The following is a 22050-nucleotide window of genomic DNA, read 5'->3' on the forward strand; positions in this document are numbered from 1 at the left end:
GTCGGCGGGTGTGGGGGGAGCCGACGGGTGCGGGGACGGGAGCGGGTCAAGGTGTGCCGTGCCGAGCCGGGCGGTGTGCAGCAAGGTAGAGGATCGTTGAACGATCCTTCAATACCCCTGTTGTTCCGTTCCCCTGACTGCGGTTGAATTCCGGGCATGGCAGAGCAGCTGGGCGGACTGGCCGACGACCGTGCCCTCCTGGGGCGGACGAGCACGGCGGAGCGGGTCTCGGACATTCTCAGAAGCCGTATCTCCGAGGGCTTCTTCCCGCCCGGGACCCGGCTGTCGGAGGACAGCATCGGCGGGGCCCTCGGTGTGTCCCGCAACACACTCCGCGAGGCGTTCCGCCTGCTCACCCATGAACGGCTCCTCGTGCACGAGTTGAACCGGGGGGTGTTCGTCCGGGTCCTCACCGTGGAGGACGTGGAGGACATCTACCGCACCCGGCGCCTGGTCGAGTGCGCGGTCGTCCGCGGTCTCGGCGAGCCGCCGTACCCCCTGGAGGGGCCCGCCGAAGCCGTCGCCGAAGGGCAGCGCGCCGTACGCGAAGGTGACTGGAAAGCGCTGGGGACCGCCAACATCCACTTCCACCGCGCACTGGTGGCGCTGGCCGGCAGCGAACGCACCGACGAGCTGATGCGCAGCGTCTTCGCCGAGCTGCGGCTCGCCTTCCACGTCGCCGACGATCCCCGACGCCTGCACGAGCCCTACCTCGCCCGCAACCAGGAACTCCTGCGGGCGCTGGAGGCGGGCGACACGGCCGGGGCCGAGCGGATCCTCGCCGTCTACCTCGACGACTCCCTGGAGCGCGTCGTCGAGGTGTACCGGCGCCGGGTGGGCGAGGGAGAGATCGTGCCCTGAGACGGGGGTCCGGGGCGGACGGCGTGACGCTGGGCCAGTTGGGCCCAAGGCGGGGCCAGGAGGGGCCAGGCGGGGCCACGTGGAGAGCTGGCGTAGGACTCGGGGAGGGCTCGCGGAAGGGCTCGCGGAGGAGCTCGCGTCCGCCGGAGGCGATCCGTGCCGTTTGGATCGATGTCAGACCTAGGACCTAGTCTGTGCTCCGTGACTTCGCCTGCATCGACGGACCGCGTTCCGCCCCAGCTCAGCGCGGGGCCGCGCCCGGCGCCGGGCCCGGCCGCCGACGAGGGCCTGGCGCGGCGGCTGCGCGCGCTCGCCTGCACCGCGCCGCTGCACGACCTCGACGCCCGCAAGGCCAATCTGGCCGGCGAGTACTCGGTGTACGGCATGGCCGAGGTGGCGCTCGCCGCCATCGACCTGGTCACGCTCAACATGGACTTCGACACGGGCGCCGACCACGACCAGATAGTCGCCCGTCTCATCCCCCGCATCGCCGCCCAGGCCCCTCGGCGCCCCGTCGCCGAGCACGAGCGGGTGGCCCGCTGGGTCCTGGAGAACCTGATCAACGTCGGCAGTGTCGACCGCGGCTTCCGGGCCGTGTACGGCACGTTCACGCCGGACGGCAGCTATGTCCGCCGGGACTACGACTTCAAGCTGATCGAGGAGGTCCCGGGCCCCGGCGGCACCGTGTACCTCCGCACGACCGACGAGGCCGTCAACGTCCTGGTCGGCGCCCTGGACACGGACGTCACCAGCGCGCAGATCGCCGCCGAGGTCAAGCTTGAGGTGCTGATCAGCCGTGGCCGCCTCGCGGACGCCCAGCTGGCGGCGGAGCAGGCCAGGTACCGCACCGTCCAGTACTCCGAGACGCTGCGCCGCGCCCTGGACGCCACCCGCCGCAACGTCCGGGCGGTCGACTGGCTGAACGCCGTCCCGGACATGATCGCGGAGGCCCTCGACCACGTCGCCGACCGGTACCGCCACGAGAACGCGATCCTCACCAACATCCGCAAGGCCCGTGACGAGACCGAGGACCCGGAGCACAAGCGCCGCGCGGCCGAGCTGGTCGACATCGTCAAGGACTGCATCCGGCGCCACACCCAGCTCCAGTCCCGGCTGCTGGAGGCCGGACCGCTGTTCCGCGCCGAGCAGGACCGGCAGGCCTTCGCCACCCCCCTGACGACGTCGGGCATCGACCTGTACGGGCATCTCGTCTCGCCCGTCCTGCCACTGCCGCTGGAGCGGGCCGTCCGGGTCACGGACGCCTTCTTCGCGCACGGCACCGGGCTGCGCACACCGGTGTCGGTGCGGCTCGGCGACCTCGTAGACATCCTGCTCACCCCGCCCGTGGAGCGGGAGCACCTGGGCGCCGAGATGCCCGAGCCGGACCTCATCGCGACCCCGGACGACAGCCGGTTCAGCGAGGAGCAGCTCGCCGCCGCCATGGAGCTGCTCGACCTGCCCGCCGACGCGCCCCGCCGGCTGTCCGGCCTGCTGGCCGAGGCGCGCCGACAGGACCCCGAACTGCCGTACCTGGTCGCCCTGCTGGCCGTGCACGCCGCCAGCCCTCCGGTGGGCACCGCCTACCGGCAGGGCGAGGAGAAGCTGCTGTTCGCCGTGGACGACGGGACGGAGCTGGACGACCCCGAGTTCGGCGGCGCCGACCTCATCGTCGGCACGGCACTGCTCGACGCGGCCGGGATGGCCGCCGACCGGACGGAAGCCGCATGAGCGGCGCCGGACGCGTGTCGCATGCCGGTCGTGCCTCGGACGCCTCGCCCGACCGGCACGCCTCGCACGACGTGCGCGCCTCGCACGCCGGGCACCGGACGACTGGGCGCCACCAGCACGCGGCGCACTGCATGTCCTCGCACGACCGCGTGACCTCGTACAACCGCATGACCCCGCACCACCGCACGACTTCGCACCACCCCCACAAGGAGCCCCAACCGTGACCGAGCACGTCGATCGGAGTGAGCCGGAGGCCGCCGTACCGCAGGCGCCCGCCGCCGTCACCCCCGCCGACGCCGCCGACGCGGCGCGGCTCGTCTCCTTCGGGCTGCAGCCCAAGCTCCAGCCCGCCCGCGACCAGGAGTACACCGAACTGCTGCGCCGCTACCGCGAGGACCCGTCGTTCGCGCGGCTCGCCGACGCCGTGGCCACCGGGCTCGGGCTGGTCGTGCTGGAGGTGTCCCCGCGCGCGGGCATGGCCGTCACCGCCGCCGAGGACTCGGTGTTCGCGGTGCGCATGAGCGACTACGCCCGCCGCACGTCCGCCGACGGCGGCGACCGGTTCCTGCACGGGCTGGCCCATCTCGCCGTCGCCGCGATGGCGTTCCCGCGCCCCGAGGACCTCGCCGACGACGGCTACATCGGGCGCGTCACCGTCAACGGCGTCGACGCCTTCGTCCGCCAGGCATGCCGCCGCCTCGAAGAACGCGCCGAGGAGCAGGGCGAGAACACCGACCCCGCCACGGACGCCCCCGGCCTCGAGGCCGCCTGGCGCATCTGGATCAGGCGCAGCGCCGCCGGCGCCACCAAGGACGCGCGCCGGCTCGCCGGTTCCACCACCGGCATCGTCGGCAAGGCCGTCGCCTTCCTCACCGACTCAGGCTTCCTCCAGCGGACCGGCGACGACCACGGCGGCACCTACCGCACCACGGCCCGCTACCAGCTCCAGGTCCGTGACATGGCGGGCAGCGCCGCCATGACCGAGCTGCTGGAACTGGGCGTCGTCCCGGTCACCGACGGCACCCCGACCCTGCTGCCCGCCGAGGACACCGACGCCCTGGATCTGGTGGCCGACGCCGGTCTGCCGTTCCACTCGGCCTGAGCGCCACCGACCTCCCCCACCTGCCGAAGACTTACGAGAGTCCGCCATGTACGAGCTGTCCCGGGTCCGCCTCTACTCCATCGGACCGGCCGGAGCGCGCTACGCCGACACCGTGCTCGACCTGCGCGGTGTCGGTGAGCCCGTGCCCGATCCCGCGCCGACCCAGGCGGAGTTCTTCGAGGAGGAGCCGGTCGGCCCGCGCCGCCGGCCCGCCCCCGCGGGCGTGCTCTTCCTGGAGAACGGCGGCGGCAAGTCGGTCCTGCTCAAGCTGATCTTCTCGGTGATGCTGCCCGGCCACCGCAACACGCTGGGCGGCGCCAGCTCCGGTGTGCTGCGCAAGTTCCTGCTCGCCGACGACTGCGGACACGTCGCCCTGGAGTGGCAGCACACCCTGACCGGCGAGTGCGTGGTGGTCGGCAAGGTCAGCGAGTGGCGCGGCCGCCAGGTCTCCAACGACCCGCGCAAGTTCGCGGAGGCCTGGTACTCCTTCCGTCCCGGCCCCGGCCTCAGCCTGGACAACCTCCCCGTGGCCGAGTCCACGGCCGTACGGCCGCCGGTCGAGGGGCAGTCCGGCGCGCAGGGCCGCCGCCGCACCATGAAGGGCTTCCGGGACGCGCTCACCGAGGCGGGCAAGGCGTACCCGCATCTCGAGGTGCACTGGGAGGACATCCACGACCGCTGGATCGAGCACCTCGGCGACCTGGGCCTGGACCCCGAACTCTTCCGCTACCAGCGTGAGATGAACGCCGACGAGGGTGAGGCGGCCGGCCTCTTCGCGGTCAAGAAGGACTCCGACTTCACCGACCTGCTGCTGCGGGCCGTGACCGACACCCGGGACACCGACGGCCTCGCCGACCTGGTCAGCGGGTTCGGCAACAAGCTGGGCCGGCGCGCCGAGCTGATCGCCGAGCGGGACTTCACCGCCGGGTCCGTCGACCTGCTCGGCCGGATCGTCGATGCCGCGGAGACCCGCGCGCGGGCGCGGGACATCCACGCCGGCGCCGAGCGCCGCACCCGCGCCCTGGCCCGGCGCCTCACCGCGCGGGGCGCGCAGGAACGCGTCCGCGCGGCCGACCTCGCCCAGCGCGTCACCGCCGCAGCCCATGCCGTCACCCACGCCGAGGGCGCGCGTGAGCGCAGTGCCCTGATCGCCGCGGAACTCGCCTACCGACACGCCTCGTTGGCGCTCGCCGCCGCTGAGAAGTCCGCCGCCGCGCAGAAGCGAGAGCTCGCCGACGCCCGCACCCTGCACTCCGCCTGGCAGGCCGCCGAAGCCGTCCTGCGCCACCGCGCCGCCGCCGACCGGGTGGCGCGTGTGGCCGCCGCCATCCAGGAGGCCGAGCGGGACGCTGCCCCGGCGCTGGCCGCCCGGGCCAAGGCCGCCGTGGATCTCGTCCGAGCCCTGCACGCGGCCGCCGAGCGCGCCGAGGCCCAGGCCAACGAGGGGGAGGAGCGGTCCGCCGCGCTCCAGGAGGCCGGCGAGTCCGCCCACCGGGACTCCACGGCCGCCGCCACCGAGGCGCAGCGCGCCCGCAGCGAGGCCGGGCATCTGCGGCAGCGGCTGACCGAGGTCGAGCAGGAGACCGCCGAGGCCGTCCGCGCCGGCTGGCTCGACGACAGCGCCCCCGACGCCGACCCGGCCCGTGCCGCCCTCGCGGCGAGCGACGCCGAGAAGTCCGCCGTCACCGCCTGGGACTCCGCCCGTGAGGCCTCCCGGCGAGCCTCGGAGCACGCGCGCGAGGCGGCCTCCGCCGAGTCCCGCGCCGAGCTGACGGCCGCCCGCGCGGCCGACGCCGCCGCGGCGGCGGAACGTGCCTACGACGCCGAACGTCGCCTCGCCGAGAGCCTCGCGGCGGAGGAACGGCTGGTCGAACTGCTCGGCCTGGCCGGCGACTCGGGCCGCAGGCGCGGCTCGGTGCCCGCTCCGCGCACCGGCGATCAGACGGGCGACCAGGCGGTCGCGCGGGCGCGATCCGACGCGGGCGGGGCCGTGGAGGGCGGGGCCGTCGAGGGGGCGTTCACGCCGGAGGACCTCGACCGGTTCGCCGACGAATTGCGCGAACTGCTCGACGACGCCGTCTCCTCCGCCGAGCGCCAGCTCTTCGACCTGCGGACGGCCGCCGCCGACGACGCCCGTATCCTCGGCGCGCTCGGTGACGGCGGGCTGCTCCCGCCCGGCCCCGACGTCCTCGCCACCGTGGAGTTCCTCGGCGAGCAGGGCATCCCCGCGCTGCCGGGCTGGCGTTACCTCGCCCAGGCCGTCGACCCCACCGATCATGCGCGCGTGCTCGCCGCCCGACCCGAGCTCGTCGACGGCGTGATCATCACCGACCCCGGCACGCACGCCCGGGCCCGCGAGGCGCTGGCCGACGCGGCGCTCCTGCCCCGCTCCACCGTCGCCGTCGGCACGGCGGCGGCCCTGCTCGCCCCTACCCCGGCCGGCGACGCGTCGGACACGGACGTCTTCCTCGTGCCGCCGAACCCCGCCATGCACGACGAGCACGCCGCCGACGAGGAACGGCAGGCGCTGCGGGCCCGGGCCACCGAGCGGGACGAGGAGATCCGCGGCCTCGCCGCACGCCTCGGCAAGGACCGGGAGCTGGCGGCACGCCTGGCCTCCTGGCGCACGGGCTGCCCGGCCGGACGACTGGTCGAGCTGGCCCAGGCCGCCCATGACGCGCGTGCGTTCGCCGAGGAGTCCGAGGCGGAGCTCGCCGAGGCGCGGACCGTACGCGCCGAGGCCGACGAGACCGCGGCCGAGGCCGCGGCGGTCCGCGACGAACGGCAGGAGGCCGCGCAGAAGGCGCGGCGCGCCGCCGACGCCCTCGCCGGACTCGCCTTCCGCCTGCGCGAGCGGGCCGGCTGGCAGGTCAGACTGCGGGAACTCGCAGACGAGGCCGCGGAGTCCGAGGCCCGCGCCCAGTCCTGTCTGGAACGCGCCCGCGCCGCAGACGAGGACCGCCGCGCCGCCCAGCGCGCGGCCGACGACGCGCGCCGCACCGCACGGGCCCTGCGCGCCGAGCGCGCCGAGATCGCGGGCGCCCCCGACGACGTACCGGACACCGACGCGGACAGCCCGAAGGCGTCCCTTCCAGCGCTCCGTGAGGCGTACCGGGCCGCGTCCCAGGTGTACGAGAAGGTCGGCGTCGGCGCCGACCTGCGCGCCGAACAGGCACGCGCGGAGAGCGACGAGAGCGCGGCCCGCACCGAGCTGGACCGGTTGAGCAACAAGGTCCGCACCCGCGCCGAGCAGCTCCTCGAGTCGCCCGACGGCTCCGACGGACCCTCCCGGCAGGCGGCGGCCTCACGCGCGGAGGAGCTGGTCCAGCTTCTGGAGACGCGGATGTCCGCCGCCAGCGAGCAGCTGGGCCGGCTGCGCGGCGAGGCCGAGCGCCACGCCCCCCGGGAGGGCGAGGCGCACACCGAGCTGCCGGAGGAGCTGCAGCCGCGCGACGCCGAGCACGCCCAGTCCCTGCTGCGGACGGCGACGGGTGAACTCGCCGCCCACAGCGAGGCGTTGGCGCAGGCCCGTGACGCGCACACGGAACTCCTCGAGACCCACCGCGCCGCCGAGGACGCGGCGGGAGGGTTCGACGAGATCGCCGCGATGCTGCGCGACCTGCTGCGCGAGCACAGCTCGGACGAGGAACAGGAGGATGTCGAGCCCTACCCCGGCAGCCTGGAGGAAGCCCGGCGGTCCGCGGCTGAGGCCCGCCGCTCCCTGCGCGGCTGTGCCGCCGATCTGTCCGCCGCCGAGGCCGCCGTGCGCGAGGCGAGCGACATCCTCGTCCGGCACGCCAACTCCAGCCGCTACGAGCAGGTCCGCACCCCGGCGCGTCAGCAGATCCGCGAGCTGCCCGCCTCCGCGCTCCCCGAGCACGCCCAGAAGTGGGCGGACGCCTTCGCGCCCCGGCTGCGCGTGCTCACCGACGAACTGGCCCAGCTGGAGCGCAACCGCGACTCGATCGTCGACCGGCTCCGCGGCCTGGTGGAGTCGGCTCTGGCGACCTTGCGGTCGGCCCAGCGGCTGTCCCGGCTGCCTGAGGGACTGGGGGAGTGGTCCGGTCAGGAGTTCCTCCGTATCCGCTTCGAGGAGCCCGACCAGGCCACCCTCACCGAACGGCTGGGTGAGGTCATCGACGACGCCACCCGGGCCGCCGTGAAGAAGAACTCCGACCTTCGCCGGGACGGCATGTCCCTGCTGCTGAGGGGCGTCGCCGCGGCGCTCCAGCCGAAGGGCGTCGCCGTCGAGATCCTCAAGCCGGACGCCGTGCTGCGCGCCGAGCGGGTGCCCGTCGGCCAGATGGGCGACGTCTTCTCCGGCGGGCAGCTGCTGACGGCCGCCATCGCGCTGTACTGCACGATGGCCGCGCTGCGGTCCAACGACCGGGGCCGGGACAAGCACCGGCACGCCGGGACGCTGTTCCTCGACAACCCCATCGGGCGGGCCAACGCCACGTATCTGCTGGAGCTCCAGCGCGCCGTGTCCGACGCCCTCGGCGTCCAACTGCTCTACACCACCGGCCTGTTCGACACGACCGCCCTCGCGGAGTTCCCGCTCGTCATCCGGCTGCGCAACGACGCCGACCTCAGGGCGGGCCTGAAGTACATCAGCGTGGAGGAGCACCTGCGTCCCGGACTGCCGCAGCAGCAGGCGGGCGAGGCCGGGCACAGCGAGATCACCGCCACCCGGATGTTCAAGCGTCCCGCGCCCGTGGATGCCCAGGGGGCATGACGGGCGGCAACGCCGCGCGGGCCGGGGTCAGGGGTGCGACAGCTGCCCCGCGCCGGCCCGCCGGCGTATACGCCCCTGGGCCCGCTCGGCCGCCCGCGCCTGACGCCGCGCCGCGCGCCGCTCCCGCCGCAGGGACCGCGCCGTGCTGCTGGGTGTCGAGACCACCCCGTGCCGCTGGTTCCAGACCTGGCGGGTGACCCAGACGTCGAGGGCGGCCCAGGTCGCCACGACGACGCTCACCACACTGCTGATGACCATCGGGAAGGCCAGCCAGGACCCCGCGAGCGTGCACAGGAACGCCACCATCGCCTGGATGAGCGTCACCGAGACGACGAGCACCGCCCGCACCGACGCCGTCCGCACCGGATCGGGCATACGCCGTCGCGGCGCCGGATCCTCGACCCACAGCGGCCGGTAGTACGCCCGCTCGTCGCTCCCGGCACGCTCGGCGTGCCCGCCGTCGCTCACCGGAATGCCGCGATCCAGCACCTGGGGTCCGCGCCGCACCGCAGCGCTGCCCCGGGACGCCTCGCGCTGCTCCGCCGTACCCGTCACCGTGTCACTCCCCACCGTCCGCGGACCGCTCGCCCGCACCCCAAGACCCAGCCCCTCAGCGACTGCCCGGCTTGCGCTGTTTTACGCCGCCGGGGGGCTGGACGCGGCTCTCGTGGTCCCATCCGCCCCCATTTCCCGTAGAGAAGGACGATCAGCACCCCGGGAAGATTCCCACCGAAGAGAGATTTCCGGCCAACTGGCCGAGCGGGCGGGCCGGAACGATTCACCGGGCCGCGCGATGTTTGCGGGAGGTAATTCCCGTCATGAACGGACAACTCCCCATGTCTCGTCACCAGTGCGGAAGTTCAGGCTCCGGATGTCTCTTCGAGTTACCTGTGCGTCGGTAGTAGGCTCGCGCCCATTGTTGACGCACAGGTGTGCCCCCTCGCCGGCAGGGGGACCGAGCTGGGGGAGGCCATGCGCTTTCGCGGGAAGTCGATCCGCCGGAAAATGGTGGCGCTGCTTCTCGTGCCGCTGGTGTCCCTGACCGCGATCTGGGGATTCGCCACGGTACTCACCGGGCGAGAGGTGGCCCAGCTGTTCACGGTGTCCTCCCTCGTCGAGAAGATCGGCTACTCCACCGAGGACGCCGTCCGTGTCATCCAGCAGGAGCGACGGCAGGCCCTCGTCTACCTCGCCGACCGCCGCGCCTCGGACGCGCTGTCCGCCCTCCGGGAGAGCCGGAAGGCCACCGACGCCGCCATCGCCGAGATCCGCGGGAGCGCCGAGGACTCCGACGTGCGCGACGGCATGGACGCGGGCGACACCGCACGCCTCACCGCCGTCCTGGACGCCTTCGACGGCATAGGGCCCCTGCGCCGCAGCGTCGAGGACGGCACGGTGAAACGCGCCGAGGCGCTGCACCAGTACAACCTCCTCGTCGAGCCCTGCTACGCCCTCCTCGCCTCCCTCGACGGCATCGACGACGTCGCCATGGACAAGGAGGCCCGCGCCCTCCTCAACATCACGCGCGCCCGCGAACTGCTCTCCCGCGAGGACGCGTTGCTCAGTTCCGCCCTCGTGGTCGGCCGGCTCACCCGCGACGAGATCCGCGACGTCTCCGATCTCGTCGCCCAGCGCACCCTGATGTACGACCTGAGCCTGACCGACCTGCCCTCGTCCGAACGGGAACGCTTCCAGCACTTCTGGAAGAACGGCTCCACGGCCCCGCTCCGGGTCGCCGAACAGTCCGTCATCTTCTCCCAGCCGGGACGCCCCAGCACCGTGGACGCCCAGGACTGGGACGCCGCCGCCGGCGGTGTGCTCGACGAACTCGGCAAACTGAACGACGAGGCCGGCGACCGCTATCAGGACCGCGTCCGCCCCGTCGCGATGGCCGTCATCGTCAAGGCCGTCGTCGCCGGCGTCCTCGGACTGCTCGCCGTGCTCTTCTCGCTCTTCCTGTCCGTACGGATCGGCCGGGGCCTCGTCCGTGACCTGCGTCAGCTCCGTCTCGACGCCCACGAAGCCTCCGGAGTCCGGCTGCCCAGCGTGATGCGCCGGCTCTCGGCCGGTGAACACGTCGACGTCGAGACCGAGGTCCCGCGCCTCGCCTACGACAAGAACGAGATCGGCGAGGTCGGCCAGGCACTGAACACTCTCCAGAGGGCCGCCGTGGAGGCCGCCGTCAAACAGGCCGAACTGCGCGCCGGGGTCTCCGAGGTCTTCGTCAACCTCGCCCGCCGCAGCCAGGTCCTCCTGCACAAGCAGCTCACCCTCCTCGACACGATGGAACGCCGGACCGAGGACACCGACGAACTCGCCGACCTGTTCCGGCTGGACCACCTGACCACGCGCATGCGCCGCCACGCAGAGGGACTCGTGATCCTCTCCGGCGCCGCCCCGTCCCGGCAGTGGCGCAAACCCGTCCAGCTCATGGACGTCGTACGCGCCGCGGTCGCCGAGGTCGAGGACTACGAGCGCATCGAGGTGCGCCGGCTGCCCCGCGTCGCCGTCACCGGGCCGGCCGTCGCCGACCTCACCCACCTGGTCGCCGAACTCCTCGAGAACGCCACGATGTTCTCCCCGCCGCACACCGCCGTCCAGGTCCTCGGCGAGCGGGTCGCCAACGGCTTCACCCTGGAGATCCACGACCGCGGACTGGGCATGGCCGCCGAAGCCCTGCTCGACGCCAACCTCCGGCTCGCCGAGACCCCCGAGTTCGAACTGTCCGACACCGACCGGCTCGGTCTCTTCGTGGTCAGCCGGCTCGCCCAGCGGCAGAACGTCCGCGTCTCCCTCCAGCCCTCGCCCTACGGTGGCACCACCGCCGTCGTCTTCATCCCGGACGCCTTGCTCACCGACGACGTCCCGGACACCAACGGCATCGGCTTCCGCCTGGACCGCCCCACCCCTTCGAAGGAGGCGGAACTGGAGGAGTCGCGACGAGCCGCGCTCTCCAAGGTGCCGGCCCGCACGCCAGGGCTGCCGGCCGCGCTCCTCGACGGCCCCGTCGAGCTCGAGGCCCCCGTCGACCTCGACGCCCTGAGCGACTTCCCGGACCCCCTCGACGAGGAGGACGGCGAGCGCGGCGGTCTCTTCCACCCGCGACGTGCCTTCGGCCGCTCCGAGGAGGACCCGGCGAGCCGGCGCGGCGACCTGGGCCCGGTCACCGAGGTCCCCGACGACCCGGACGACGACCCGAACGCCCCGGTCTCCCTGCTCCGGCGCCGGACCCCCAAGCTGGTCAGCTCCCACGGACGCCCCGTCACCGAGCACCGGACCCGCCTGGAGAAGACCGACGCGGAACCCTCGTACCGCCCGAGCCGCGCGCAGTCGGACGGTCTGGCCCCGCTGCCCACCCGGCGCCGGGGCACAGGCCCCCGCGGCGGCATCGCCGGCGCCGCGGAACCGCCACGGTCCGGCGACCCCGCAGGGCCCGGACGCCCGGCCGGATCCGGCCGCTCCGAAACACCGCGCACCGCCGGGCCCGACGCCGTCGGCCCGCACGAGCCCGCCGCCTTGACCGGGCGGGCCCGGCGCCCCGAGATCGCGGCCGCCGGACCGGACACCACCACCCCGGACCAGGGCACGGCCCCGGAGCCGACCGCACCCGGCACGGGCCCCCTGCCCCGGCGGGTCCGGCAGGCCAGCCTGGCACCCCAGCTCAAGAAGGCACCCGCCCCCGGTCCCGCGGCGCCGGACCCCGGCGAACGCGACGCGGACGAGGTCCGCAGCCGTATGGCCTCGCTCCAGCGCGGCTGGCAGCGGGGGCGCAAGGAGAACGCCGCGGGCGACGACACCGCCCCGGGCGGCACAGCACCACAGGGAACGACAGAGGGGGACGGTCGATGACCGCACCAAAGGCGACCGACCACGCCACGACCACCCAGAACGGCGAGCTCAACTGGCTTCTCGACGACCTGGTGGACCGCGTCGCCAGCATCCGCAAGGCCGTCGTGCTCTCCGGGGACGGCCTGCCGACCGGCGTGTCCAAGGACCTGACCCGGGAGGACGGCGAGCACCTGGCCGCCGTCGCCTCCGGGTTCCACAGCCTTGCCAAGGGCGTGGGCCGGCACTTCGAGGCGGGCAGCGTCCGCCAGACCGTCGTCGAGCTCGACGAAGCCTTCCTGTTCGTGACGGCCGCCGGTGACGGCAGCTGCCTCGCGGTGCTCTCCGATGCGGACTCGGACGTCGGCCAGGTCGCCTACGAGATGACACTCCTCGTCAAGCGCGTCGGCGTGCATCTGGGGACCGCACCGCGCACCGATCTGTCCTCGGGCGGGTAGTGGGAAGGCATGAGCGCTGACGGTCAGGGAAGAAGCCACTGGTTCGACGACGAGGCCGGACCGGTCGTCCGCCCCTACGCGATGACACGCGGCCGCACCACGAGTGCGGCCCAGCATCGCCTCGACCTGATCGCGGTGGTCGTCACCGAACCGCACGCGGGCGATCCGGAAGCCGACTCGACGCTGTCCCCGGAACACGTGGAGATCGTCGGGCTGTGCCGTCAGACCCCGCAGTCCGTCGCCGAACTCTCCGCCGAGCTCGACCTGCCCGTCGGAGTGGTACGGGTCCTCGTCGGCGACCTCGTGGACGGGGAATTCGTCCATGTGAACCGGCCCGTCCCACCGGCCGAGATGGTCGACGAGAGTATTCTGCGCGACGTGATCGACGGCCTGCGGGCGCTGTGAGCGGCGCGGAAGCGGGGTAGTGACGTGACAGCCTGGCAGTTCTGGGTCGACCGGGGTGGCACCTTCACGGACATCGTCGCGCGCCGCCCGGACGGCCGGCTGCTGACCCACAAACTCCTGTCGGAGAACCCGGCCCGCTACGCGGACGCGGCCGTCGCGGGCGTCCGCGAACTCCTCGGCGACTCCACCGACCCGATCGAAGCCGTCCGCATGGGCACCACCGTCGCCACGAACGCCCTCCTCGAACGCAAGGGCGAGCGGACCCTCCTGGTGATCACCCGCGGTTTCCGTGACGCCCTGCGCATCGCCTACCAGAACCGCCCGCACATCTTCGCCCGCCGCATCGACCTCCCGGAACTCCTGTACGAACGGGTGGTCGAGGTCGACGAGCGCATCGCGGCCGACGGGACCGTCCTGCGCGCGCCCGACCTGCGTGCCCTCGCCGGTCCCCTCCAGGAGGCGTACGACGACGGTGTCCGGGCCGTCGCCGTGGTCTGCCTGCACAGCCATCTGCACCCCGGACACGAACAGGCCGTCGGCCGCCTCGCCGCCCGTATCGGCTTTCCGCAGATCTCGCTGTCCAGCGAGGTCAGCCCCTTGATGAAGCTCGTGCCCCGCGGGGACACCGCCGTCGTCGACGCCTACCTCTCGCCGGTCCTGCGCCGCTACGTCCGGCACGTCGCCGACGAGCTCGACGGCGTCCGGCTGATGTTCATGCAGTCCAACGGCGGCCTCGCCGAAGCGGGGCAGTTCCGCGGCAAGGACGCCATCCTCTCGGGTCCCGCGGGCGGCATCGTCGGCATGGCCCGGATGTCGCAGCTCGCCGGCCACGACCGGGTCATCGGCTTCGACATGGGCGGCACCTCCACCGACGTGTCCCACTTCGCCGGTGACTACGAACGCGTCTTCACGACACAGATCGCCGGGGTCCGGCTGCGCGCCCCCATGCTGGACATCCACACCGTCGCGGCAGGCGGTGGCTCGGTGCTGCACTTCGACGGGTCGCGCTACCGCGTAGGGCCGGACTCGGCGGGCGCGGACCCGGGGCCCGCCTGCTACCGGGGCGGCGGCCCGCTCACCGTCACCGACGCCAACGTCATGCTCGGCCGCATCCAGCCCGCGCACTTCCCCGCCGTGTTCGGTCCCCGGGGTGACCAACCCCTCGACGCCGACCTGGTCCGCGAACGCTTCACCGCGCTCGCGGCCGAGATCCGTGACCGCACCGGCGACGACCGCACCCCGGAACAGGTCGCCGAGGGCTACCTGCGGATCGGCGTCGCCAACATCGCCAACGCCGTGAAACGGATCTCCGTCCAGAAGGGCCACGACGTCACCCGCTACGCCCTCACCACCTTCGGCGGCGCCGGCGGCCAGCACGCGTGCAAGGTGGCGGACTCCCTCGGCATCCGCACCGTCCTGGTGCCCCCCATGGCCGGTGTCCTGTCCGCGCTCGGCATCGGCCTGGCCGACACCACGGCGATGCGGGAACAGTCCGTCGAGGCACCCCTGGAGCCCGCTTCGATGGGCGGTGTCCTGAAGACCGCGGACGACCTGGAGGCGGCCGCCCGCACCGAACTCCTCGACGAGGACGTCCCCGCCGACCGCATCAAGGTAAGCCGCCGCGCCCAACTGCGCTACGACGGCACCGACACCACCCTCACCGTCGAACTCACCGAGCCCGACGCCATGCGGCGGGCCTTCGAAGAACGTCATCGCGCCACGTACTCCTTCACGCTCGACCGCCCGATCGTCGTCGAAGCCCTCTCCGTCGAAGCCACCGGCATCACCGAACCCCCCGATCTCTCCGCTCTCGCGCCCCCCGGCACCGCCCGCGAGGACGGCCCGGAGGCCCCGCGCACCGTCCCCCTCCACACGGGCGGCACCTGGCGCGACGTCCCCCTGCACCGCCGCGAGCGACTGGCCCCCGGCGCATCCGTCACCGGCCCGGCGATCATCGCCGAGTCGGGTGCGACGACCGTCGTCGACGACGGCTGGCGAGCCGGGGCGTCCGATGGCGGGCATCTGGTCATGGAACGCGTGGCGGTCACGGAGAGTTCCGACCTCGACACGAAAGTCGATCCGGTTCTGCTGGAGGTCTTCAACAACCTCTTCATGTCCATCGCGGAGCAGATGGGCGCCCGGCTGGAGTCCACGGCCCAGTCCGTCAACATCAAGGAGCGCCTGGACTTCTCCTGCGCGCTCTTCGACCCGGACGGAAACCTGGTGGCCAACGCCCCGCACATCCCCGTCCACCTGGGCTCCATGGGCACGAGCGTCAAAGAGGTCATCCGCCGCCGCGATGGCCGGATGCGCCCGGGCGACACCTACGCCGTCAACGACCCGTACCACGGAGGCACCCACCTCCCGGACGTCACCGTGATCACCCCGGTCTTCGGGACCGACCCCGGCACGGACACGGAGGGTGACCAGAGCATCCTCTTCTACGTCGCCTCACGCGGCCACCACGCGGAGATCGGCGGCATCGCGCCGGGCTCCATGCCCGCGAACAGCCGCACCATCGACGAGGAGGGCGTCCTCTTCGACAACTGGCTGCTCGCCGAGAACGGCCGCTTCCGCGAGGAGGAGACCCTCCGCCTCCTCACCGAGGCGCCCTACCCCTCCCGCAACCCCACGACCAACCTCGCCGACCTGCGGGCCCAGATCGCAGCCAACCGGAAGGGCGCCGACGAGGTCGCGCGCATGATCGACGACTTCGGCCTCGACGTCGTCCAGGCCTACATGCGGCACGTCCAGGACAACGCCGAGGAAGCGGTCCGCCGCGTCATCGACGCCCTCGACGACGGCGAATACGCCTACGAGACCGACTCGGGCGCCGTCATCCGCGTACGCGTGCGCGTGGACCGCGCCCAGCGCACCGCCACCGTCGACTTCACCGGCACGTCCGGCCAGTCGACCAGCAACTTCAACGCCCCCTTCGCCGTCGTCAATGCCGCGGTCCTCTACGTCTTCCGCACCCTGGTCGCCGACGACATCCCCCTCAACGACGGCTGCCTGCGGCCCCTGCGCATCGTCGTGCCGCCCGGCTCCCTGCTCGCCCCGGAACCACCGGCCGCCGTCGTCGCCGGCAACGTGGAGACGTCCCAGGCCATCACCGGTGCCCTGTACGCCGCCCTCGGCGTCCAGGCGGAGGGCTCCGGGACCATGAACAACGTCACCTTCGGCAACGCGCGCCACCAGTACTACGAGACCGTGGCCTCCGGTTCCGGCGCGGGCGACGGATTCCCCGGCGCCCCCGTCGTCCAGACCCACATGACGAACTCCCGCCTGACCGACCCCGAAGTGCTGGAGTGGCGGCTGCCCGTTCGGCTCGACGAGTTCGCGGTCCGGCACGGCAGCGGCGGTGCCGGACGGTGGCGCGGCGGCGACGGCGCCGTGCGCCGCATCCGCTTCCTCGAACCCATGACCGTTTCGACGCTGTCCCAGCACCGCAGGGTGCCGCCGTACGGCATGGCGGGCGGCGCACCCGGCGCCCTCGGCACCAACCGCGTCGAACACGCGGACGGCACGGTCACGACACTGGCCGGAAGCGACTCGGCCGACGTCGGCCCCGGCGACGTACTCGTCGTCGAAACCCCCGGCGGCGGAGGCTACGGCCCACCGCCGCGCGACCCCCACCAAGCAGGAGAAGAGATCGATGATCTTCGGGCGTTCTGAGCGCGGGAAGCCTCCGGTCGAGCCCGTCACGCTCAAGATCCTCGTGGCCGGCGGCTTCGGCGTGGGGAAGACCACGCTCGTCGGCGCGGTCAGCGAGATCCGGCCGCTGCGCACCGAGGAACTGCTCACCGAGGCCGGACGGCCGGTCGACGACACGAGCGGTGTCGAGGGCAAGCGCACCACCACCGTGGCCATGGACTTCGGCCGCATCACCCTGCGCGAGGACCTGGTGCTGTACCTCTTCGGCACACCCGGACAGGAGCGGTTCTGGTTCATGTGGGACGAGTTGTCCGAGGGGGCGCTCGGAGCCGTCGTCCTGGCCGACACCCGCCGGCTCCAGGACTGCTTCGCGGCCGTCGACTACTTCGAGCGGCGCGGCATCCCCTTCGTCGTCGGCGTCAACTGCTTCGAGGGGGCCGCCCGTTACCCCGCGGAGACGGTACGGCAGGCCCTGGACCTCGACCCGGGCGTACCGCTGCTCCTGACCGACGCCCGGGACCGCGAGTCGGTCAAGGAGGTCCTGATCGGCGTCGTCCAGCACGCCATGGCGTTCCAGGCGGAGCGCCGCGAGGCCGTGACCACCTGACATCACCGAGATCCGGCGAGAGCCGCGGCCCCTACCCCCGCCGACAGGGGTACGGGCCGCGGCCCCTGGGCCACGCGCCTGTGGGTTCGCGCGGCTCGCACACGCGTGTGCCCCGTTGCGAGCCCCTTACACCGGGACCGGTACCCCACGGGGAGGCACCGGTCCCGGGGCGAACCGCCTCAGCTGTCGCCGTCCTCCTCCCAGCCGAAGCTCTTCTCCACCGCCTTGCGCCAGTTGTGGTACTCGCGGTCCCGCTCCTCGGCCGACATGGAGGGCGTCCACTCGGCGTCCTTCGCCCAGTGCGACTTGAGCTCGTCCAGGTCGTTCCACACGCCGGTCGCCAGGCCGGCCGCATAGGCGGCGCCCAGGCAGGTCGTCTCGGAGATCTTCGGCCGGATCACCGGCACGTCCAGCACATCGGCCTGGTGCTGCATGAGCAGGTTGTTCTTCGTCATGCCGCCGTCGACCTTCAGGCTCGTGATGTGCACCCCGGAGTCCTGGACCATGGCGTCCACCACCTCCCGCGTCTGCCAGCTCGTCGCCTCCAGGACGGCGCGGGCCAGGTGCGCCTTCGTGACGTACCGGGTCAGACCGGTGACGACACCGCGTGCGTCCGAACGCCAGTACGGCGCGAAGAGGCCGGAGAAGGCGGGCACGATGTAGGCGCCGCCGTTGTCCTCGACGCTCGCCGCCAGCGGCTCGATGTCGTCGGCGGTCCGGATGATGCCGAGCTGGTCGCGGAACCACTGGACCAGGGCGCCCGTGATGGCGATCGCGCCCTCCAGGCAGTACACCGGCGCCTCGCTGCCGATCTTGTAGCCCATCGTCGTCAGCAGCCCGCTCTTCGACGGCACCGGACGGTTGCCGGTGTTGAGCAGCAGGAAGCTTCCGGTGCCGTAGGTGTTCTTCGCACTGCCCACGTCGTAGCAGGCCTGCCCGAACACGGCGGCCTGCTGGTCGCCGAGCGCCGAGGCGACCGGCACCCCGGCGAGCTGGCCGACGGCGGTGCCGTACACCTCGGCGGACGACTTGATCTCCGGCAGCATCGCCTCGGGCACGTTCATGGCCGACAGGATCGACGGATCCCACTGGAGGGTCTGCAGGTTCATCAGCATCGTGCGTCCGGCGTTCGTCACGTCGGTGACGTGCTTGCCGCCGTCGGTCCCGCCGGTGAGGTTGTAGATCAACCAGGAGTCGATCGTGCCGAACGCGATCTCCCCGCGCTCGGCCCGGTCCCGCAGGCCGGGCACGTTGTCCAGCAGCCAGGCCGCCTTGGGCCCGGAGAAATAGCTGGCCAGCGGCAGCCCGGTCTGCTCACGGAAGCGGTCCTGCCCCTCCGCGCCGCCCAGCTGGGCGCACAGCGCGGCCGTACGCGTGTCCTGCCACACGATGGCGTTGTGCACCGGTTTGCCCGTCGCGCGGTCCCACAGGACGGTCGTCTCGCGCTGGTTGGTGATGCCGAGTGCGCTGAGCTGGTGGGCCTTCAGCCCCGCCTTCGCGAGCGCACCGGCGACGACCGCCTGCACCTTGGACCAGATCTCGGTCGCGTCGTGCTCCACCCAGCCGGGCTTCGGGAAGATCTGCCGGTGCTCCCGCTGGTCGACGGCGACGATGGCGCCGTCGTGGTTGAAGACGATGCAGCGGCTGGAGGTCGTGCCCTGGTCGATCGCGGCGACGAACTTGTCCGTCATGACGTCCCCTTCGTCGTATCCGTCAGAAAGCTGCGTTGAAGATGAGGCCCGCCAGCACCCCGCCGATCAGCGGTCCGACCACCGGAATCCACGCGTAGCCCCAGTCCGACGTCCCCTTGTTGGGGATCGGCAGCAGGGAGTGGATGATGCGAGGGCCCAGGTCACGGGCCGGGTTGATCGCGTATCCCGTGGGACCGCCGAGGGACAGACCGATGCCGACCACCAGCAGCGAGACGATCAGGATCCCGGTCCCGGACAGGGCGAGCCCCTTGGTCAGCCCGAACGCCAGGATCGGCAGCACCAGACCGATCGTCGCGATGATCTCCGTGATGAGGTTCGCCACGGGATGGCGGATCGCCGGCGCCGTGGAGAAGATCCCCAGCGTCGGCTGTGCGATGTCCTTGTCGGCGTTGGCCTGGAACTGCGCGAAGTAGACCAGCCAGCACAGCACCGCCCCCAGCATCGCGCCCACCATCTGGCCGGCGATGTACAGGGGGACCTTGTCCCAGTCGCCCGTGTCGATGGCGATCCCGAGTGTCACGGCTGGATTGAGATGCCCACCGGACAGCGGGGCGGCGGTGTAGGCGCCCGCCATGACGGCGAAACCCCATCCGAACGCGATGACGATCCAGCCACCGTCTTTCGCCTTCGAGTAGTTCAGGATGACGGCGGCGACCACTCCGGCGCCGAACAGGATCAGAATCGCGGTGCCTATGACCTCACCGACGAAGATGTCTCCATTGCTCATGGCGGCTCCTAGGCCTGGCCGGGACGATCGGCCCCGGTTTCTCCGTGCGGGGTGCGTTCCCTTGGCGACTTCAGCCGAAGGCGGGGCGTGTCCCGCGCCCCGCCCGGCGTCCGTGACGAGCTTGCCGTCGCAACCGAGTCGCCGGAGGGGGGAGGGCCTTGATACGGGCGCAACCGCGCGGCGCTCTGCGTGGATACGCCGACAAATATGGGGCGATGTCGGCTGACACCGGGAAGTGTTCACCGGCGTCCGAGGGGCGTCAAGGTCGCGGACGCCGACGGTTGTGGGACGTGCCGACGGCCACCGGCCGTCACCGACCCGGTCCGTGGCACGCCCGCTCGGGTGCGGGACGAACGACGCGGCCCTGCACGGACGACAGGCGGGCCAGCTCCTGCCGAGCCGGGCAGTGGCCACTGACCATGGCTCACATCAGGTCGATCGGATGGCCTCCGCCGACCTTGCAACAGAAGAATCTCACCGTCTGCCCGGGTCCGCCACCGCCCGCCCGCGCCGCCGACCGTGGCCTTCGCCGCCCCGGGCGCCACGCAGCCTGCCGGTGGCAGCCGTCCGGGGCCCTCACCGCACGGCGACCACCGCGGAGCCGTGCCCGAACAACCCCTGATTCGCGGCGAGGCCCACACGGGCGTCGGGGACCTGCCGGTCACCGGCGACTCCGCGTAACTGCCACGTCAGCTCGCACACCTGAGCGATCGCCTGCGCCGGAACCGCCTCACCGAACGAGGCGAGCCCTCCGCTCGTGTTCACCGGTATGCGCCCGCCCGGCGCCGTCGCCCCCTCCCGCAGCAGCTTCACGGCCTCGCCGGCACCGCACAGGCCCAGATCCTCGTACCACTGCAACTCCAGAGCGGTCGACAGGTCGTACACCTCCGCCAGGGACAGGTCCCCGGGGCCGACCCCGGCCTCCTCGTACGCCTCCCGCGCGATCGACTCCCGGAACGTCTCGGGACCGGGCCGCACCGCGACGGCGGAGTCCGTCGCGATGTCGGGCAGGTCCAGGACGGTGCTCGGGAAGCGCGGCGTCACCGTGGACACCGCCCGGATCCGCACGGCATCACCTGCGCCGTGCCGGCGGGCGAAGTCCATGCCCGCCAGTACGAGCGCGGCCCCGCCGTCGGAGGTCGCGCAGATGTCGAGGAGCCGCAGCGGATCGGCGACCACGGCCGATACGGCCACCTCCTCGGCGGTGACCGCCTTGCGGTAGCGGGCGTACGGGTTCCGGGCGCCCAGGGCGGCGTTCTTGACCTTGACCTGTGCGAAGTCCTCCAGCGTGTCCCCGTGCACCGCCATCCGCCGGCGCGCGTACAGCCCGAAGTACACCGGATTCGTCGCCCCGAGGAGGCGGAAACGCAGCCAGTCCGGGTCGTCCGGACGGTCCCCGCCCGCGGGCCGGAAGAACCCCTTGGGGGCGGCGTCGGCCCCCACCACCAGCACCACGTCCGCCAGGCCCGCGAGGATCTGCGCCCGCGCGGTGGCGATGGCCTGGGCTCCCGAGGCGCAGGCCGCGTAGACGCTCGTGACACGGGCACCCTGCCAGCCGAGCGCCTTGGCGAACGTCGCTCCGGCCACGTACCCCGGGTAGCCGCCACGCACCGTGTCCGCGCCGACTACCGACCCGACGTCCCGCCACTCCAGTCCCGCGTCCGCGAGCGCCGCGCGGGCCGCCCGCACGCCGTACTCGACGAAGCCGCGTCCCCACTTGCCCCACGGATGCATGCCCGCGCCGAGCACGGCCACATCCCGCGTCATGCCTCCACCCCCGTAGGCCGCCAGTGCCAGGTCGTCCAGGTCGTCTCCGCGTCCTCGTGCAGCACACCGGGGACGGCCCGCACCTCCATGCCCACCGTCAGATCGGCGACGGTGATCCCAGGAGCCGCCTGCCCCAGCACCACGAGCCGCTCGGCCGGAAGCTCCACAGCGATCAACGTGCACGCCGCCCAGGAAAGTTCCGGGTCCGTCACATAGGGTGACGGAGGCCGGTACCGGCTGTCGGTGAACGACCAGACGTGCCCGCGCGAGGACAGCGGCTCCTCTGTCAGCCGGCCGCCGCCGCAATGAGGGTTGCGGCAGTGGACGTCCTCCCGGGGGAAGAAGACCGTCGAACAGGCGGAACACCGCGTGCCCAGCAGCCGGAAGCCGTCCCCGTCGCCGGTGAACCACCCGGCGACAACAGGCGTACGCGTACGCGGCATGAGCCCTCCCGGCGCCGAATCTGACG

At 72.7% G+C, this 22050-nt stretch carries 15 protein-coding genes; 10 read left to right on the top strand and 5 right to left on the bottom strand.

Features of this window, described 5'->3' with window-relative positions:
* The first annotated feature begins 156 nt into the window (after positions 1–156).
* The 5 genes from ADL34_RS27550 to ADL34_RS27570 all read left to right on the top strand — a co-directional run bounded on the left by ADL34_RS27550 (position 157) and on the right by ADL34_RS27570 (position 8426).
* Positions 157–861, top strand: a complete 705-nt coding sequence (locus ADL34_RS27550) for a GntR family transcriptional regulator (protein WP_062673390.1) — start codon at positions 157–159, stop codon at positions 859–861.
* A 201-nt stretch (positions 862–1062) separates the two neighbouring features.
* Positions 1063–2589, top strand: coding sequence for a hypothetical protein (locus ADL34_RS27555; RefSeq protein ID WP_062673392.1), 1527 nt, complete (start codon positions 1063–1065; stop codon positions 2587–2589).
* On the top strand, positions 2586–2813 hold the full coding sequence (locus ADL34_RS27560) for a hypothetical protein (RefSeq protein ID WP_062673394.1): 228 nt from the start codon (positions 2586–2588) through the stop codon (positions 2811–2813). Before ADL34_RS27555 ends, ADL34_RS27560 begins: the two co-directional genes overlap by 4 nt.
* The gene (locus ADL34_RS27565; protein ID WP_062673396.1) at positions 2810–3691 is read left to right on the top strand and encodes a hypothetical protein; all 882 of its coding nucleotides are present in this window, start codon (positions 2810–2812) and stop codon (positions 3689–3691) included. The genes ADL34_RS27560 and ADL34_RS27565 overlap by 4 nt, the downstream gene beginning before the upstream one ends.
* Positions 3692–3737: 46 nt before the next feature.
* A complete protein-coding gene (locus ADL34_RS27570) occupies positions 3738–8426 on the top strand; it encodes a hypothetical protein (RefSeq protein ID WP_062673398.1) in 4689 nt (1562 codons plus the stop codon).
* Positions 8427–8453: 27 nt separating this feature from the next.
* On the opposite strand, the gene ADL34_RS27575 is transcribed toward ADL34_RS27570, so the two are convergent.
* Positions 8454–8981 carry a hypothetical protein gene (locus tag ADL34_RS27575; protein ID WP_400091831.1) on the bottom strand — a complete coding sequence of 176 codons (528 nt, stop codon included), beginning with the start codon at positions 8979–8981 and terminating at the stop codon, positions 8454–8456.
* Between the two features lie 417 nt (positions 8982–9398).
* On the opposite strand from ADL34_RS27575, the gene ADL34_RS27580 reads away from it, so the two are divergent.
* The 5 genes from ADL34_RS27580 to ADL34_RS27600 are packed head-to-tail and all read left to right on the top strand — an operon-like array spanning position 9399 to position 17375.
* Positions 9399–12275 (top strand): nitrate- and nitrite sensing domain-containing protein, encoded by a 2877-nt coding sequence (locus ADL34_RS27580; RefSeq protein WP_062673402.1) that lies wholly within the window; start codon positions 9399–9401, stop codon positions 12273–12275.
* Positions 12272–12709, top strand: a complete 438-nt coding sequence (locus ADL34_RS27585) for a roadblock/LC7 domain-containing protein (RefSeq protein WP_062673404.1) — start codon at positions 12272–12274, stop codon at positions 12707–12709. The genes ADL34_RS27580 and ADL34_RS27585 overlap by 4 nt, the downstream gene beginning before the upstream one ends.
* 9 nt (positions 12710–12718) lie before the next feature.
* Positions 12719–13114 (top strand): DUF742 domain-containing protein, encoded by a 396-nt coding sequence (locus tag ADL34_RS27590; RefSeq protein WP_062673406.1) that lies wholly within the window; start codon positions 12719–12721, stop codon positions 13112–13114.
* A 24-nt stretch (positions 13115–13138) separates the two neighbouring features.
* Positions 13139–16789 carry a hydantoinase B/oxoprolinase family protein gene (locus ADL34_RS27595; protein WP_062673408.1) on the top strand — a complete coding sequence of 1217 codons (3651 nt, stop codon included), beginning with the start codon at positions 13139–13141 and terminating at the stop codon, positions 16787–16789.
* The gene (locus ADL34_RS27600) at positions 16770–17375 is read left to right on the top strand and encodes a GTP-binding protein (RefSeq protein WP_062673410.1); all 606 of its coding nucleotides are present in this window, start codon (positions 16770–16772) and stop codon (positions 17373–17375) included. Before ADL34_RS27595 ends, ADL34_RS27600 begins: the two co-directional genes overlap by 20 nt.
* Before the next feature lie 179 nt (positions 17376–17554).
* Here ADL34_RS27600 and glpK read toward each other — a convergent pair whose 3' ends face one another.
* The 4 genes from glpK to ADL34_RS27620 form a co-directional block, all read right to left on the bottom strand.
* Positions 17555–19066, bottom strand: coding sequence for a glycerol kinase GlpK (gene glpK / locus ADL34_RS27605; RefSeq protein WP_062673412.1), 1512 nt, complete (start codon positions 19064–19066; stop codon positions 17555–17557).
* A gap of 22 nt (positions 19067–19088) precedes the next feature.
* A complete protein-coding gene (locus ADL34_RS27610) occupies positions 19089–19814 on the bottom strand; it encodes an MIP/aquaporin family protein (RefSeq protein WP_062673414.1) in 726 nt (241 codons plus the stop codon).
* Positions 19815–20390: 576 nt separating this feature from the next.
* Positions 20391–21581 (bottom strand): lipid-transfer protein, encoded by a 1191-nt coding sequence (locus tag ADL34_RS27615; protein WP_062673416.1) that lies wholly within the window; start codon positions 21579–21581, stop codon positions 20391–20393.
* A complete protein-coding gene (locus tag ADL34_RS27620) occupies positions 21578–22024 on the bottom strand; it encodes a Zn-ribbon domain-containing OB-fold protein (RefSeq protein WP_062673418.1) in 447 nt (148 codons plus the stop codon). The genes ADL34_RS27615 and ADL34_RS27620 overlap by 4 nt, the downstream gene beginning before the upstream one ends.
* Between the last annotated feature and the right edge of the window lie 26 nt (positions 22025–22050).

Source organism: Streptomyces sp. NRRL WC-3605, from assembly GCF_001509795.1.
Taxonomy (GTDB): domain Bacteria; phylum Actinomycetota; class Actinomycetes; order Streptomycetales; family Streptomycetaceae; genus Streptomyces; species Streptomyces viridochromogenes.